This is a genomic window from Thioclava arctica (assembly GCF_040892615.1).
GTDB classification, from domain to species: Bacteria; Pseudomonadota; Alphaproteobacteria; order Rhodobacterales; family Rhodobacteraceae; genus Thioclava; species Thioclava arctica.
In genome coordinates this window covers 181,420-194,469 of record NZ_JBFRYC010000001.1, presented here as the reverse complement: position 1 = coordinate 194,469, position 13,050 = coordinate 181,420, and the positions used below count along the sequence as shown (strand labels likewise).

14 protein-coding genes are annotated in these 13,050 nt (G+C 60.6%); 9 read left to right on the top strand and 5 right to left on the bottom strand.

Features of this window, described 5'->3' with window-relative positions:
- The first annotated feature begins 39 nt into the window (after positions 1-39).
- Positions 40-1,158 (top strand): beta-ketoacyl-ACP synthase III, encoded by a 1,119-nt coding sequence (locus AB4874_RS01045; protein ID WP_368390611.1) that lies wholly within the window; start codon positions 40-42, stop codon positions 1,156-1,158.
- Here AB4874_RS01045 and AB4874_RS01040 read toward each other — a convergent pair.
- The gene (locus AB4874_RS01040) at positions 1,155-1,739 is read right to left on the bottom strand and encodes a thymidine kinase (RefSeq protein WP_295535443.1); all 585 of its coding nucleotides are present in this window, start codon (positions 1,737-1,739) and stop codon (positions 1,155-1,157) included. The genes AB4874_RS01045 and AB4874_RS01040 overlap by 4 nt on opposite strands.
- A gap of 221 nt (positions 1,740-1,960) precedes the next feature.
- On the opposite strand from AB4874_RS01040, the gene AB4874_RS01035 reads away from it, so the two are divergent.
- A complete protein-coding gene (locus AB4874_RS01035) occupies positions 1,961-2,422 on the top strand; it encodes a hypothetical protein (protein ID WP_368390610.1) in 462 nt (153 codons plus the stop codon).
- Here the strand turns inward: AB4874_RS01035 and dtd are convergent.
- From dtd to AB4874_RS01020, 3 genes are all read right to left on the bottom strand, one after another.
- Positions 2,419-2,868: a D-aminoacyl-tRNA deacylase gene (dtd, locus tag AB4874_RS01030; protein ID WP_368390609.1), complete on the bottom strand. Its 450-nt coding sequence runs from the start codon at positions 2,866-2,868 to the stop codon at positions 2,419-2,421. The two genes, AB4874_RS01035 and dtd, sit on opposite strands and share 4 nt — an antisense overlap.
- Positions 2,865-3,788: a carbohydrate kinase family protein gene (locus AB4874_RS01025; RefSeq protein ID WP_368390608.1), complete on the bottom strand. Its 924-nt coding sequence runs from the start codon at positions 3,786-3,788 to the stop codon at positions 2,865-2,867. Before AB4874_RS01025 ends, dtd begins: the two co-directional genes overlap by 4 nt.
- Before the next feature lie 127 nt (positions 3,789-3,915).
- Positions 3,916-4,788 carry a MurR/RpiR family transcriptional regulator gene (locus AB4874_RS01020; RefSeq protein WP_368390607.1) on the bottom strand — a complete coding sequence of 291 codons (873 nt, stop codon included), beginning with the start codon at positions 4,786-4,788 and terminating at the stop codon, positions 3,916-3,918.
- A 139-nt stretch (positions 4,789-4,927) separates the two neighbouring features.
- Here AB4874_RS01020 and AB4874_RS01015 point away from each other — a divergent pair, with 139 nt between their 5' ends.
- The 7 genes from AB4874_RS01015 (at position 4,928) to AB4874_RS00985 (ending at position 12,678) form a co-directional block, all read left to right on the top strand.
- The gene (locus AB4874_RS01015; protein WP_368390860.1) at positions 4,928-5,692 is read left to right on the top strand and encodes an N-formylglutamate amidohydrolase; all 765 of its coding nucleotides are present in this window, start codon (positions 4,928-4,930) and stop codon (positions 5,690-5,692) included.
- Positions 5,692-6,198: a TRAP transporter small permease subunit gene (locus tag AB4874_RS01010; protein WP_295535458.1), complete on the top strand. Its 507-nt coding sequence runs from the start codon at positions 5,692-5,694 to the stop codon at positions 6,196-6,198. The genes AB4874_RS01015 and AB4874_RS01010 overlap by 1 nt, the downstream gene beginning before the upstream one ends.
- Positions 6,198-7,523, top strand: a complete 1,326-nt coding sequence (locus tag AB4874_RS01005) for a TRAP transporter large permease (protein ID WP_295535460.1) — start codon at positions 6,198-6,200, stop codon at positions 7,521-7,523. Before AB4874_RS01010 ends, AB4874_RS01005 begins: the two co-directional genes overlap by 1 nt.
- A 48-nt stretch (positions 7,524-7,571) precedes the next feature.
- Positions 7,572-8,609 (top strand): TRAP transporter substrate-binding protein, encoded by a 1,038-nt coding sequence (locus AB4874_RS01000; RefSeq protein ID WP_295535463.1) that lies wholly within the window; start codon positions 7,572-7,574, stop codon positions 8,607-8,609.
- Positions 8,610-8,733: 124 nt separating this feature from the next.
- Positions 8,734-10,095 carry a glutamine synthetase family protein gene (locus AB4874_RS00995; protein WP_295535465.1) on the top strand — a complete coding sequence of 454 codons (1,362 nt, stop codon included), beginning with the start codon at positions 8,734-8,736 and terminating at the stop codon, positions 10,093-10,095.
- 43 nt (positions 10,096-10,138) lie between these two features.
- Entirely contained in the window at positions 10,139-11,527 is a 1,389-nt protein-coding gene (locus tag AB4874_RS00990; protein ID WP_368390606.1) for an aldehyde dehydrogenase family protein, read from the top strand.
- Entirely contained in the window at positions 11,524-12,678 is a 1,155-nt protein-coding gene (locus AB4874_RS00985; protein ID WP_368390605.1) for an iron-containing alcohol dehydrogenase, read from the top strand. Before AB4874_RS00990 ends, AB4874_RS00985 begins: the two co-directional genes overlap by 4 nt.
- Positions 12,679-12,728: 50 nt before the next feature.
- Here the strand turns inward: AB4874_RS00985 and AB4874_RS00980 are convergent, their stop codons facing one another.
- The gene (locus AB4874_RS00980) at positions 12,729-12,971 is read right to left on the bottom strand and encodes a hypothetical protein (protein ID WP_368390604.1); all 243 of its coding nucleotides are present in this window, start codon (positions 12,969-12,971) and stop codon (positions 12,729-12,731) included.
- Positions 12,972-13,050 lie beyond the last annotated feature (79 nt).

Here is a 13,050-nt window from a genome sequence, read left to right as displayed (position 1 = left end):
TTTGCGCGCCCCACCTGAGTGTTGGGACAGGAGGAGCCGATGCAGCAAGCCGTCATTACCGGAACCGGGGTTTTCACCCCGCCGCAAACCATCACCAATGCCGAACTGGTCGAGAGCTTTAACGCCTATGCCGACCTCTTCAACGCCGAAAATGCCGCCGCGATTGCCGCAGGCGATGTCGCGGCCAAGGATCATTCCTCGGTGGAATTCATCCTCAAGGCCTCGGGGATCGAGCAGCGCTATGTGATGGACAAGGACGGCGTTCTGGACCCCGCGCGGATGTATCCGCGCTTGCGTCAACGCTCGGATGATGAGCCCGGCATCATGGCCGAAATCGCGCTCGATGCCTGCAATCAGGCGCTGGAAATGGCCAGTCGCAAGGGCGAAGACATCGATCTCGTGATCTGCGCCGCCTCAAATATGGAACGCGCTTACCCCGCAATTGCGATTGAAATTCAAAAGCTTCTGGGGGCGGGTGGCTTTGCTTTCGATATGAATGTCGCCTGCTCCTCCGCGACCTTCGGGATTCAGGCCGCTGCTGACATGATCCGCACCGGGTCGGTGCGCCGCGCGCTGGTAGTGAACCCCGAGATCACCTCGGGCCATCTCGAATGGCGCGACCGCGATTGCCATTTCATCTTCGGCGATGTCGCCACCGCAACCCTGATCGAGCGGCGCGAAGATGATACGCAGGGCTTTTTGATCCGGTCCTCGCGCTGCGCCACGGAATTTTCCAATAACATTCGCAACAATAACGGTTTCCTGCGTCGCACCCGCCCCGATGGCGTCGCGGATCGGCGTGATATGCAGTTCATGCAAGAGGGTCGCAAAGTGTTCAAAGAGGTGATGCCGATGGTCGCGCAGCACGTTCTTGCGCATCTCGCAGAGACCGGCGTGAAGCCCGAAGATCTGCGCCGCCTCTGGCTGCATCAGGCCAACAAAACGATGAACGATTTTCTGGGCCGCAAGGTGCTGGGGCGCGACCCGGAACCCGGCGAGCAACCCAATATCCTGCAAGACTATGCCAACACGTCATCGGCAGGCTCGATCATCGCGTTTGCGAAACATTCCAATGACTTCGCCCCGGGCGATCTGGGGTTGATCTGCTCTTTCGGGGCGGGCTATTCGGTGGGATCGGTTGTGGTCGAGCGGATCTAGACGCGCTCGCCCATCGCCGCGCGCCAATGGCGGCGACACAGGCTGACATAGGTCTCGTTGCCGCCAATCTGCACTTGATCCCCGTCATGCAGGGCGGTGCCATCCGGCCCCATCCGCACCACCATCGAGGCCTTTTTCCCACAATGGCAAATCGTGCGCACCTCGCGCATTTCATCAGCGAGCGCCAGCAAGGCCGCCGAGCCGGGAAACAGCTTGCCTTGGAAATCGACGCGCAGCCCGTAACACATCACCGGCACGCCCAGATCGTCGACCGCCCGGGCCAATTGCCAGACTTGGGCCTCGTTCAGAAATTGTGATTCATCAACAAAAATGCACGCACAGGGGCCTGAATCCAACCGTTTCTTGACCATTTCGAACATATCGGTCTCGGACGTGAAGCTTTCTGCCTCTGCCCCAATCCCGATCCGGCTTGCGATCTGATTGTGGCCTGCCCGCAGGTCCAGCCGGGCCGTGATCAGCATCGTCGCCATGCCGCGTTCGATGTAATTATACGAGGCTTGCAACAGCAATGTGCTTTTGCCAGCATTCATCGTCGAGTAGTGAAAATAGAGCTTTGCCATGAACCACCGCATAGCGTCCCAAAACTGGCGCGGCAAGGCTCTGCCCTACGGCTTGGGGTCCGTCAGGCAGAGCCCGCCAGCCCTGGATCGTGTGGGGAGCCAAGGCTGAAACGCGTCGCGCGCTTTTGTTAAACGCGTTCTCGTTGGCTTATGATGTGACAAATCGCGCGCTGCGGGGTAAGGGGAATGGCAGGGAAATTTTCCCACAGCAGGGCATTGAGATGAGCGAACATATTGGCAGCTATTTGAAGAAACACAGCGAAGCGCTGGTCAAAGACCTCGGTATCGAGGCTGCGGCCCGGATTTGCGGGAAATCCAAGGCCACGCTGGGCCGCTATTACTCGAACGATCCTGACAATTCGGAGCGCTTCATGCCGCTTGATGTTGCGGCCCGCCTTGAGGCCGAGGCCAGCTATCCGCATGTGACGGTCGCGCTGGCCGATCTGGCGGGCGTCACGCTGAGCTGGAATGAAGCGCGGCGCAATGCCTCGAGCGGCTCGATCAATTCCGACGTTGTGGCGCTGAGCCAGCGCTTTGCGATGCTGATGGCGGAATATCACGTCTCGATCGCTGACGGCACGATCAGCTTGAATGAGGCCAAGCGGATGCTCAAAGAGGCGCAGGCGCTGCAAGAGGTCCTGCTGCAGGTCAAACTCAAGCTGGAGGAAGGCGCGGTCGGCTAAGCCCGATCGGCGCTGTCCATCCAGATCGTGACTGGCCCGTCATTAAGCAGGTCCACCGCCATATCTGCACCGAATTCCCCCGTCTGAACGGGCAGACCAAGCCGCGCCAGATGGGCGGCGAAATGCTCATAAAGTGGCTTGCCCTGATCGGGTGGGGCAGCGGTGGAAAACCCGGGGCGATTGCCGCGCGACGTGTCGGCGGCAAGGGTGAACTGGCTCACCACCAGACAGGCCCCACCTATATCGCCCACGGCGAGATTCATCTTGCCCGCCGCGTCCTTGAAGATCCGTAGCTTGGCCACGCGCTCGGCGAGTTTCTCGGCCGTGGTCGTATCATCACCCGCCATCGCACAGACCAAAATCAGCAGCCCATGTTGAATTTCTGCTAGTCTTGCGCCGGAAACCGTCACGGACGCCCGCGAAACTCGTTGTATAAGTGCTCTCACGCGAGATCCTCGGCCCAAGGCGGATTGGCCCCGGCGCGGCTCACAACCACCGCCGCAGCCGCCACGCCCAGATCAAGACAGGCCCGGATCAGGTCTTCATCGGCGCGCGAAATCGCCTCTTTGCTCAGCGCGTCTGCGCGATCCAGTGCGGCCAAAACGCCCGCGTTGAATGTATCGCCCGCGCCGACCGTGTCGACCACCTCAACCTTGCGGGCCGGTGCGAATACGTCGTGATCGGCGCTAAACCCATGCGCTCCGGTCGCCCCCTCGGTCACGAAAACCAGCTTCGCCCCTCGCGCCAAAACTTTGCGCGCCAGATCTTCGATCGTGCCGGGCCCTTCGATCCAGCGCAGATCCTCATCCGAAAGTTTCACGATATCGGCCACCGCCATCATGCGATCAAGTCGCGCACGATAAGCGGCCTCGTCGCGAATGAAACCGGGGCGGATATTGGGGTCGATCATCGTAACACGGCTGGGTGCCTCGCGCAGCATCAACGCCTCATAAGTCGCGCCGCAAGGCTCTACCACCAGAGAAATTCCACCGAAAAACAGCGCCTTGACGCTATCTGGCACGACGGGCAGATCAGTGTCCGCCAGCATCCGCCCCGCTGTATTTTCATCGTAAAACGCATAGCGCGCATGGCCATCAATCAGCGTCACGAAAGCCAATGTCGTGGGTCGATCAGAGCGCGCCGCAAGCCCCGCATCAACGCCTGACTCGGCCAGCGCATTGATCAACATCTGACCAAACAAATCATCCGACAAACCCGAGAAGAACCCCGAGCGCGCGCCAAGCCGTCCCAAAGCGATGGCGGTGTTGAACACGGCCCCACCGGGATAGGGCGCGAACGCGGTTTCGCCCAGCGAGCTTTGACGGGGCAGCATGTCGATCAGGGCTTCTCCACAGCTAAGGATCATCGAAAACCTCCTCTTGATTGCGCTAACAGAGCTACACCGAGGCGCGCGATGCGACAATCCCTCTGTCTTGCGAGTGCTATAAATAACCCCGAAAAGGCCGACACCGCCAAGGCTTTGTCAGCTGCCCCTATTTCCCCCGCCGAAAAAAGCGCGCGCGGTCATAGAGCCCCTCAAGCCGTTTCATCCGCGCCGCAGTTTCCTCCCATGTCAGCGATTGCACGGCCGCCATCAAGGTTTCCACCAGCACCTGAATGGCAACCGTGCTGTCCCAAGCACTTGGCACCTCGATCTGGGCCGAGAAACGATAGCGCGCATGGGCCGCTGCCGGGCTGACCCAAGGGTCGGTGAACAGGATCATCTCGGCCCCCTGCTCTGCCGCCATTTCAACCAGTTGCAGCACGTTGTTTTCATAGCGGCGAATGTCGAACACCAGCAGCACATCACCCGCTTGCATTTCCAGCATCGCGGGCGGCCAGGCGTTTGATACCGGTTCGAGCAGTTCGACACCGGGGCGGATCACCTTCATATGCGTGGTGAAATACTGCGCAATCGGCAGGGTAATGCGCCCGCCCGTGGCAAAGATGCGCCGCTTTGGATCGGCCAGTAGCGCAACAGCGGCATCAAATTGCGCATGATCAATCTGCGCCAATGTCGCCTGTAAGTTGCCCAGCACCGCATGGGCAAAGCGGTTGAGCATATGGGTTTCGGGCGCCGCCTCGGCCCAGCGATCATGTTTGGCGAGTGGCGAGACCAGACGCGCTTCTAGCTCGTCGCGCACCGCCTGTTGCAGCCCCGGATAGCCGCCAAAGCCCATCTTTTGCGCCAGCCGCACCACCGTGGGCGAGGACACCTCGGCCGCTTTGGCCAAGGCCGTCACCGAGCCCAGCAGCGCCACCGGGTAGTGGCGCAGGATATGGCTGGCAAGCTGGCGCTCGGCGCGGGTCATGGCTTCAATCGCGCCTGCGATCTGATCTTCGATGCTTTTCACGGCTGCTGTCAAAATGGGCACTCCTTTGCGAAGGCTGTGCGAACAGATTGTAACAGAAAACGAAATTCTGAAAATATCTTGACAGAATTACCCCTCGGAGGCGAGCCTGATTACATCTTACCACGAGAATCGCACGGGGGGCTGCGTGTCGATGGGGCAAACGCCGATCCAGATCGAAGGGGACGAGCGCGGCGGCGCGTGCGTTTTCGTGTGCGAACATGCCTCCAACGCGATGCCTGCGCCCTGGGGCGATCTGGGGCTAAACGAGGCCCAGCGCGCGGCCCATATCGCGTGGGATCCCGGCGCTTTGGGTGTGGCGCGCGCATTGGCCGCGCAGCTTGATGCGCCCCTCGCGGCAGCCTGCCAATCGCGGCTGATCTATGATCTCAACCGCCCGCCTCACCATGCTGGCGCAATGCCCGCGCGCTCCGAAACCTTTGACATTCCGGGCAATCAGGACCTAAGCGCGCAAGATCGCCTCACGCGTACAGACGCCATATATCTGCCGTTTCACGCCGAGTTGCGCGCCCTGATCGCGCGCAGGCTGGCGCGCGGGACGGTGCCGGTTCTGGTGACGGTGCATTCCTTTACCCCGGTTTATTTCGGCCAAAGCCGGACGGTCGAACTGGGTGTGATTCATGACGCCGATCCGGCGCTGGCCTGCGCGGTGCTGGAAGAGGCGCTGGAACAGACCGGGCTGGATACGCGCCTGAACGAGCCCTATTCAGCCGCCGATGGCGTCACACATACGCTCGCTTTGCAGGCCACCCCGATGGGCCTGCCTCATGTCATGTTGGAACTGCGCAATGATCTGATCGCGGACGAGGCGTCACAAAGTGCAATGGCGGCGACCCTTGCACCGGTGCTACGTGCCGCGATTGCGCGTCTGTCGCACCAAGCCGGGGAGGCCGCCTGATGCCCGCATGGATCCGCACCTATGTGCGCTTTGTCGAGACGCTGAACCGGCGCATGGGCAAGTTCGCGATGTATCTGCTCTATGTGATCATGGCGATCATGCTTTATTCGTCCTTCACCAAAATCGCCCATATCCCCGCGCTTTGGACACTGGAAATGGCGCAGTTCACGCTGGTCGCCTATTACATGCTGGGCGCGCCGTGGTCGCTGCAGGGTGACACCAATGTGCGCATGGACCTGTTTTATGCACGCTTTTCGCGCAAGGGTCAGGCGTGGTGGGATGCGTTCACCGTGTTTGCGCTGATGTTCTACATTGGGATCATGGTTTATTCGGCCTTTGATTCCACCGTCTATGCCTTTGAATACGGCGAGAGAAATCCAAGCGCGTGGCGGCCCTTCATGTGGCCGATCAAGACCATCATCACCGCCGGGTTCTTTCTGATGTTCCTGCAAGCCACCGTTCTTTTGATCCGCGACATCGCGACGATCCGCGGAGAGGAAATCTGATGGATCACAACACCATCGCGCTTTTGATGTTTTCGACGATGCTGCTGATGATGATCACCGGCCAGCGGGTGTTCGGCGCGATCGGCTTTGTCGCCGTTGTCGCCGCCTTTGCCCTTTGGGGGCCGGGGGGCACGCAGATGGGCTTTGGCTCGGTGATGAAGCTGATGAAATGGACGCCGCTGCTGACGCTGCCGATGTTCGTTTATATGGGCTATGTGATGTCTGAAAGCCGCCTCGCTGAAGACCTGTATCGGATGTTTCATGTCTGGTTTGGGCCACTGCCGGGGGGCCTTGCAATTGGCACGATCATGCTGATGGTGATGATCTCGGTGATGAACGGGCTGTCGGTGGCGGGCATGGCGATTGGTGCGACCATTGCGCTGCCCGAGCTGCTGCGGCGCAACTATGACAAGCTGATGATTTCAGGCGTTATTCAGGCCGGATCGAGCCTTGGCATCCTGATTCCGCCCTCGGTGGTGCTGGTGCTGTTCTCGCTGATCGCGCGTCAGCCGGTGTCGGAATTGTGGCTGGCGGGGGCCATTCCGGGGCTGCTGATGGCCTCGCTCTTCGTGGTCTATATCGTGATCCGCTGCCGGTTGAACCCCAGCCTCGCCCCGCCGATGGACGCCGAAGAACGCGCCGCCATCACGATGCGCGAAAAGCTGCGCCTGTTGCGTGCGGGGCTACTGCCGGTGTTCATATTCGTGGCGATGATGGTGCCCTTCCTCAAAGGCTGGGCAAGCCTGACTGAGGCGTCAGTGATCGGCGCGTTGGCCGCCGTCCTCGCCGCCGTCATCAAGCGCCGCTTTACGTGGCAGGTGTTCCAGACCACCACGCGCCAGACGATGCAGATCACCGTGATGTTCATGCTTATCATCACTGCAGCGCTATCGTTCGGTGCGGTGTTTGACGGTCTGGGTGCGGGACGCGCAATCGAGGATTTCTTCACCGAAGGGCTGGGCCTTGGTCCGTGGCAGATCCTGATCCTGATGCAGCTCAGCTTTCTGGTGATGGGGATGTTTCTGGATGACACCGCGATGCTGGTGATCGTCGCCCCGGTCTATGTCAGCCTTGCGCGTCACCTCGGCTTTGATCTGATCTGGTATGGTATCCTTTATACGATCACCTGTCAGATTGCCTATCTGACCCCGCCCTTCGGCTATAATCTGTTCCTGATGAAGGCGATGGCGCCCCCCGAATTTACCCTGCCGGTGATTTACCGCTCGGTCTTTCCCTTCGTGGGGGTGATGCTGCTGACGCTGATCCTCGTGATGCTCTTTCCGCAATTGGCGCTGTGGCTGCCGCATGTGGTTCTTGGACGATAACCAGAGCCCGGAGAAACCGGGCCTTGTAACCAGCAAGGAGAGAAAGTGATGACAACCAGAAGAAAGTTTCTAACCACCGGCGCGGTGGGTGCGGCGGCTGCGGGGCTTGCAGCCCCCGCCCTCGCGCAAACCACGCCGATCAAATGGCGCATGCAGACCTATGCCGGGCCTGCACTGGCCGAACAGGTCGTGGATGCTTCCATCAAGACCTTCAACGAAATCGCCGATGGCGAGATGGAGATCGAGCTGTATTACGCCGATCAGCTTGTGCCCACATCCGAGTTGTTCCGCGCCATGCAAGCGGGCACGATCGATGCGGTGCAATCGGATGATGACTCGATGGCCTCGCCCACCGAAGTCACCGTGTTTGGTGGCTATTTCCCGTTCGGTCTGCGCTATTCGCTGGATGTGCCGACGCTGTTTAACGAATGGGGCCTCAACGAGATCTGGGACGAGCAATATTCGGCAGTCGGTGTAAAGCACATCTCGGCAGGCTCGTGGGATCCGTGCAACTTCGCGATGAAGGAACCGGTGAACGCGCTGGCCGATCTGAAAGGCAAACGGGTGTTTACCTTCCCGACGGCGGGGCGTTTCCTGGCGCAATTCGGCGTCGTGCCGGTGACCATCCCGTGGGAGGATGTCGAGGTCGCGCTGCAAACCGGCGAGCTGGACGGCGTGGCATGGTCAGGCATCACCGAGGATTACACTTCGGGCTGGGGCAAGAACGCGCCCTATTTCCTGACCAACAACATCTCGGGCGCGTGGATCGGGCATTTCTTTGCCAATATGGAGCGCTGGAACGCGGTGCCGGACCGGCTCAAGACGCTGATGAAGACCTGCTTTGATCAGTCCCATTACCATCGCCAATACTGGTATTGGTCGGGCGAGGCCAAGCTGCGCGTCGAGGGCACCGAAATGCAGCTCACCACGATTCCTGATGCCGAATGGAAACAGGTCGAAGATGCCGCCCACAAGTTCTGGGATGAAATCGCCGCCGAAAGTCCGCTCAAGGCCAAGGTCGTTGATATCTTTAAGAAATACAACGAAACGATGGGCAAGGCAGGCCCGCCCTACCGCTATGGCTAAGTAACAACCGGGGGCGCGTCGGGGGAAATTTCCTGGGCGCGCCCTCTTTCCCATCCGCAGGCCCTTGCCGAGCGCGCCGCCGCGCGGCACTGTCGCGCAGCCTGCTGACCACCCGGAGGATTCCATGCCCGCCAAGTTCTCATTCGATGCGCTCAAAAAGGCTGTCAAAGCCAGTGAGATCGACACCGTGATCGTCGCCCTGATTGATATGCAGGGCCGTCTTCAGGGCAAGCGGTTCCACGCCGCGCATTTCGTCGCCAGCGCTTGGGAAGAAACCCATTGCTGCAACTACCTGCTGGCCACCGATCTCGAGATGGAAACCGTGCCGGGCTATGAGGCCTCTAGCTGGGAACGCGGCTATGGCGATTATGTCATGAAGCCCGATATGGAAACGTTGCGCCTGATCCCGTGGGTGCCCGGCACCGCCCTGGTGTTGTGCGATCTGCTTGATCATCACGGCACGCCCGTGCCCCACGCGCCCCGCTCGATGCTGAAATCGCAGATCGCGCGCGCCAAGGCGCTGGGGTTTGATGTGATGATGGCAACCGAGCTGGAATTCTTCCTGTTCGAAGAAAGCTATCCCGAACTGTTTGATGCAGGCTATCCCGACCCGACCCCCGTCGCGCGCCACAATATCGACTACTCGATCCTTGGCAATGCGCGCACCGAACCCGCGCTGCGTGACATGCGCAATGCACTGTATCATGCGGGGATTCCGGTGGAATGCTCCAAGGGCGAGGCAGAGCGCGGTCAGGAAGAGCTGAACGTGAAATACGCCGCCGGGCTTGAGACCGCAGACATGCATGTTCTGGTCAAGCAATGCGCCAAAGAGATCGCCCAGCAGCACGGCTATTCTGCGACCTTCATGGCGAAATATCACACTGACAAGGCAGGCTCGTCGAGCCACGTCCACCAATCGCTTTGGAAAGGCGGCAAGAACGCGTTTCATGACGCCGATGCGCCCCATGGCATGTCAGACCTGATGCGCCATTTCCTTGGCGGGCAGTTGAAATACGCCCGCGACATTACCTATTTCCTCGCCCCCTACACCAACAGCTACAAGCGGTTCTGCGAGGGGCTGTTTGCCCCTACCAAGGCGGTCTGGTCGCTTGACAACCGCACGGCAGGTTTCCGCATTTGCGGCGAAGGCACCAAATCCGTGCGCGTGGAATGCCGCATTGGTGGATCGGACTTGAACCCCTATCTGGCCTGCGCGGCGCTGCTGGCCGCTGGCCTTGCCGGGATTGAGGGCGAAATCGATCCCGGACCAGAGGCGGGGGGCGATCTCTACAAAGCGGGCGATGTGGTCGATGTGCCCAAATCCCTGCCCGAGGCCGCCGATGCGCTACAGGCCAGCGACATGCTGCGCGCCGCCTTTGGCGATCAGGTGATGGCCCATTACACCCACGCCGCGCGCTGGGAAATTCGCGAACAAAACCGCGTCGTGACCGATTGGGAACGTGCGCGCGGCTTTGAACGCGCCTAAGACTTTGCCAATACGCGGGCAGTTCGGCCCGCAAGGAGACCCCATGTCAAAAGTGATCGAATGTATCTCGCCCGTCGATGGGCAGGTCTATGCAACGCGTGAAACGCTCTCGCACCCCGATGCGCAAATGATGGTCGCGCGCGCACGTGCCGCGCAACCCTCTTGGGCCGCGCGCCCGCTGGCGGACCGTATCGCGCTGGTTCAGGCCGGGATTGCCGCGCTCAACGAGATGAAAGATGTCGTCGTCGAAGAGCTCGCTTGGCAGATGGGCCGCCCGACCCGTTACGGCGGCGAATTTGGCGGCATGAACGAGCGTGCGAACTACATGATCTCGATTGCCGAAGCCTCGCTTGCGCCGATGGTGATCGAAGACAGCGCCACCGCCCTGCGCCAGATCGCGCGCGAGCCGATGGGCGTCGTGGCGATCATCGCGCCGTGGAACTACCCTTATATGACGGTGATCAACTCGCTGGTGCCGGCGCTGATTGCGGGCAACACGGTGGTGCTGAAACATGCCACGCAAACCCTGCTGGTGGGCGAACGTATCGCCGAGGCCTTCCACGCCGCCGGCATCCCCGAGGACGTGTTCCAAAACGTCTTCCTCTCTCATGACGTGACCGAGACGCTGCTGGGCGAGCGCGCCTTTGATTTCATCAACTTCACCGGCTCTGTCGGCGGTGGTCGTGCGCTAGAAAAGGCTGCTGCTGGCACATTTGTCGGCATGGGACTGGAACTCGGGGGCAAAGACCCCGGCTATGTCGCCGAAGACGCCGATCTGGACGCCGCCGTCGATGGGCTGATGGATGGCGCGCTGTTCAACGCCGGTCAATGTTGCTGCGGGATTGAACGTATTTACGTGCATGAAAGCCTGTATGACGCCTTCGTGGGCAAGGCGATTGACTGGGCGAGCAAGCTGAAACTCGGCAACCCGTTTGAGGCCGATACCACGCTTGGCCCGATGGCCAATAAACGCTTTGCCGAGGTCGTGCGCGGTCAGGTCGCGGATGCGATCAACGAGGGCGCGCAGCCGCTGCTGGACCCGGCGATGTTCCCCGCCGATGACGGGGGCGCGTATCTCGCGCCGCAAATCCTCATCAACGTCAATCATGAAATGCGGGTGATGCGCGAAGAAAGCTTCGGCCCCGTGGTCGGCATCATGTCGGTCAAGAATGACGAAGAGGCGATCGCGGCGATGAATGATTGCCAATATGGGCTGACCTGTTCGCTCTGGACCGCTGATGCAGCACGCGCCGAGGCGATTGGTGCACGGCTGCAAACCGGCACCGTGTTTATGAACCGCTGCGACTATCTTGACCCGGCCTTGTGCTGGACGGGCTGCAAGGAAACGGGCCGGGGTGGCTCGCTGTCGGTGCTGGGCTATCACGCGCTGACGCGCCCGAAATCCTACCATCTCAAGAAGGTGACGAAATGAACGCTCCCACTGCGAACTGGTCCTATCCCACCGCGATCAAATTCGGCCCCGGCCGGATCGCGGAACTGGCCGATCACTGCAAATCCGCCGGAATGGCCAAGCCGCTATTGGTGACCGACAAGGCGCTGTCCACCCTGCCGATCACCGCGCAAGCCCTTGATATTCTTGCAGCCGCAGGTCTGGGCCGCGCCGTGTTCAGCGAGGTCGATCCGAACCCGAACGAGAAGAACATGGCCGACGGCATCGCTGCTTACAAAGCGGGCGGGCATGATGGCGTGGTGTGTTTCGGCGGCGGCTCGGCGCTTGATCTGGGCAAGATGATTGCACTGATGGCGGGCCAGAAACCCGATCTCAGCGTCTGGGATCTTGAGGATATCGGCGATTGGTGGACGCGTGCGGATAGTGATGCCATCGCCCCGATCATTGCGGTGCCCACCACTGCTGGCACCGGGTCCGAGGTTGGGCGCGCAGGCGTTCTGACCAATTCAGAGACCCACAAAAAGAAGATTATCTTCCACCCGAAACTGTTGCCCGTCGTCACGATCTGCGACCCCGAGTTGACCGTGGGCATGCCTGCCTTCATCACCGCAGGCACCGGAATGGATGCGCTGGCCCATTGCCTTGAGGCCTATTGCAGCCCGCATTACCACCCGATGAGTCAGGGTATCGCCCTTGAAGGGATGCGGCTGGTGTTTGAAAACCTGCCCCGCGCCTATGCCACGCCCAATGATCTGGACGCGCGCGCGCAGATGATGTCGGCTGCTGCCATGGGCGCTGTGGCGTTCCAAAAGGGGCTGGGCGCGATCCATTCTCTGAGCCATCCGATCGGCGCGGTTTATGGCACCCATCACGGCACGACGAACGCGGTGGTGATGCCGATGGTGCTTGATTTCAACCGTGCTGAGATCGAAGATCGCATCATCCGCGCCGCTGCTTACTTAGGCATTGCGGGCGGGTTTGACGGCTTCAAGGCGCGCATTCTTGCGCTGCGCACCGAGCTGTCCATCCCGGAAAACCTGACGGCAATGGGTGTTGACCCGGCGCGTCTGGATGAGCTGACCGAAATGGCGCTGGAAGACCCGTCTTGTGGCGGCAACCCCGTTGAAATGACACGCGAAAACACCCGCGCGCTATTTGCGGCCTGTATGTGAGTTTGGGCGGACCCGGCGGCTATCACAGACGCAATAAGCCGCCGGGTCGCTTACCCGACCGGGGACGCGCCAGTCACACGGAGATCGGCTGAGGGCAGCGGGCTACCTTGCGCCGCGACCTTCTTCGCCCCTCCGTTTACAAAGGCGCTGACCACGGCGCCATGCGCGCGGATCAGAATCGCCTCATTCGGGTCATCAGACCGGGTCTCGGCCACGATATTGCCCCATGTTTTCTGTGTGCCCCCACCGTGACCACGCCGTTTTGGACCAAGTTCGGGCACTCTCTGAGACATCGGTCCCTCGCTATATAATGTTATCTTATTTCACCCATTTTCCGCAGATCATTTAGACAGATTACCGCAGCCCCTGATC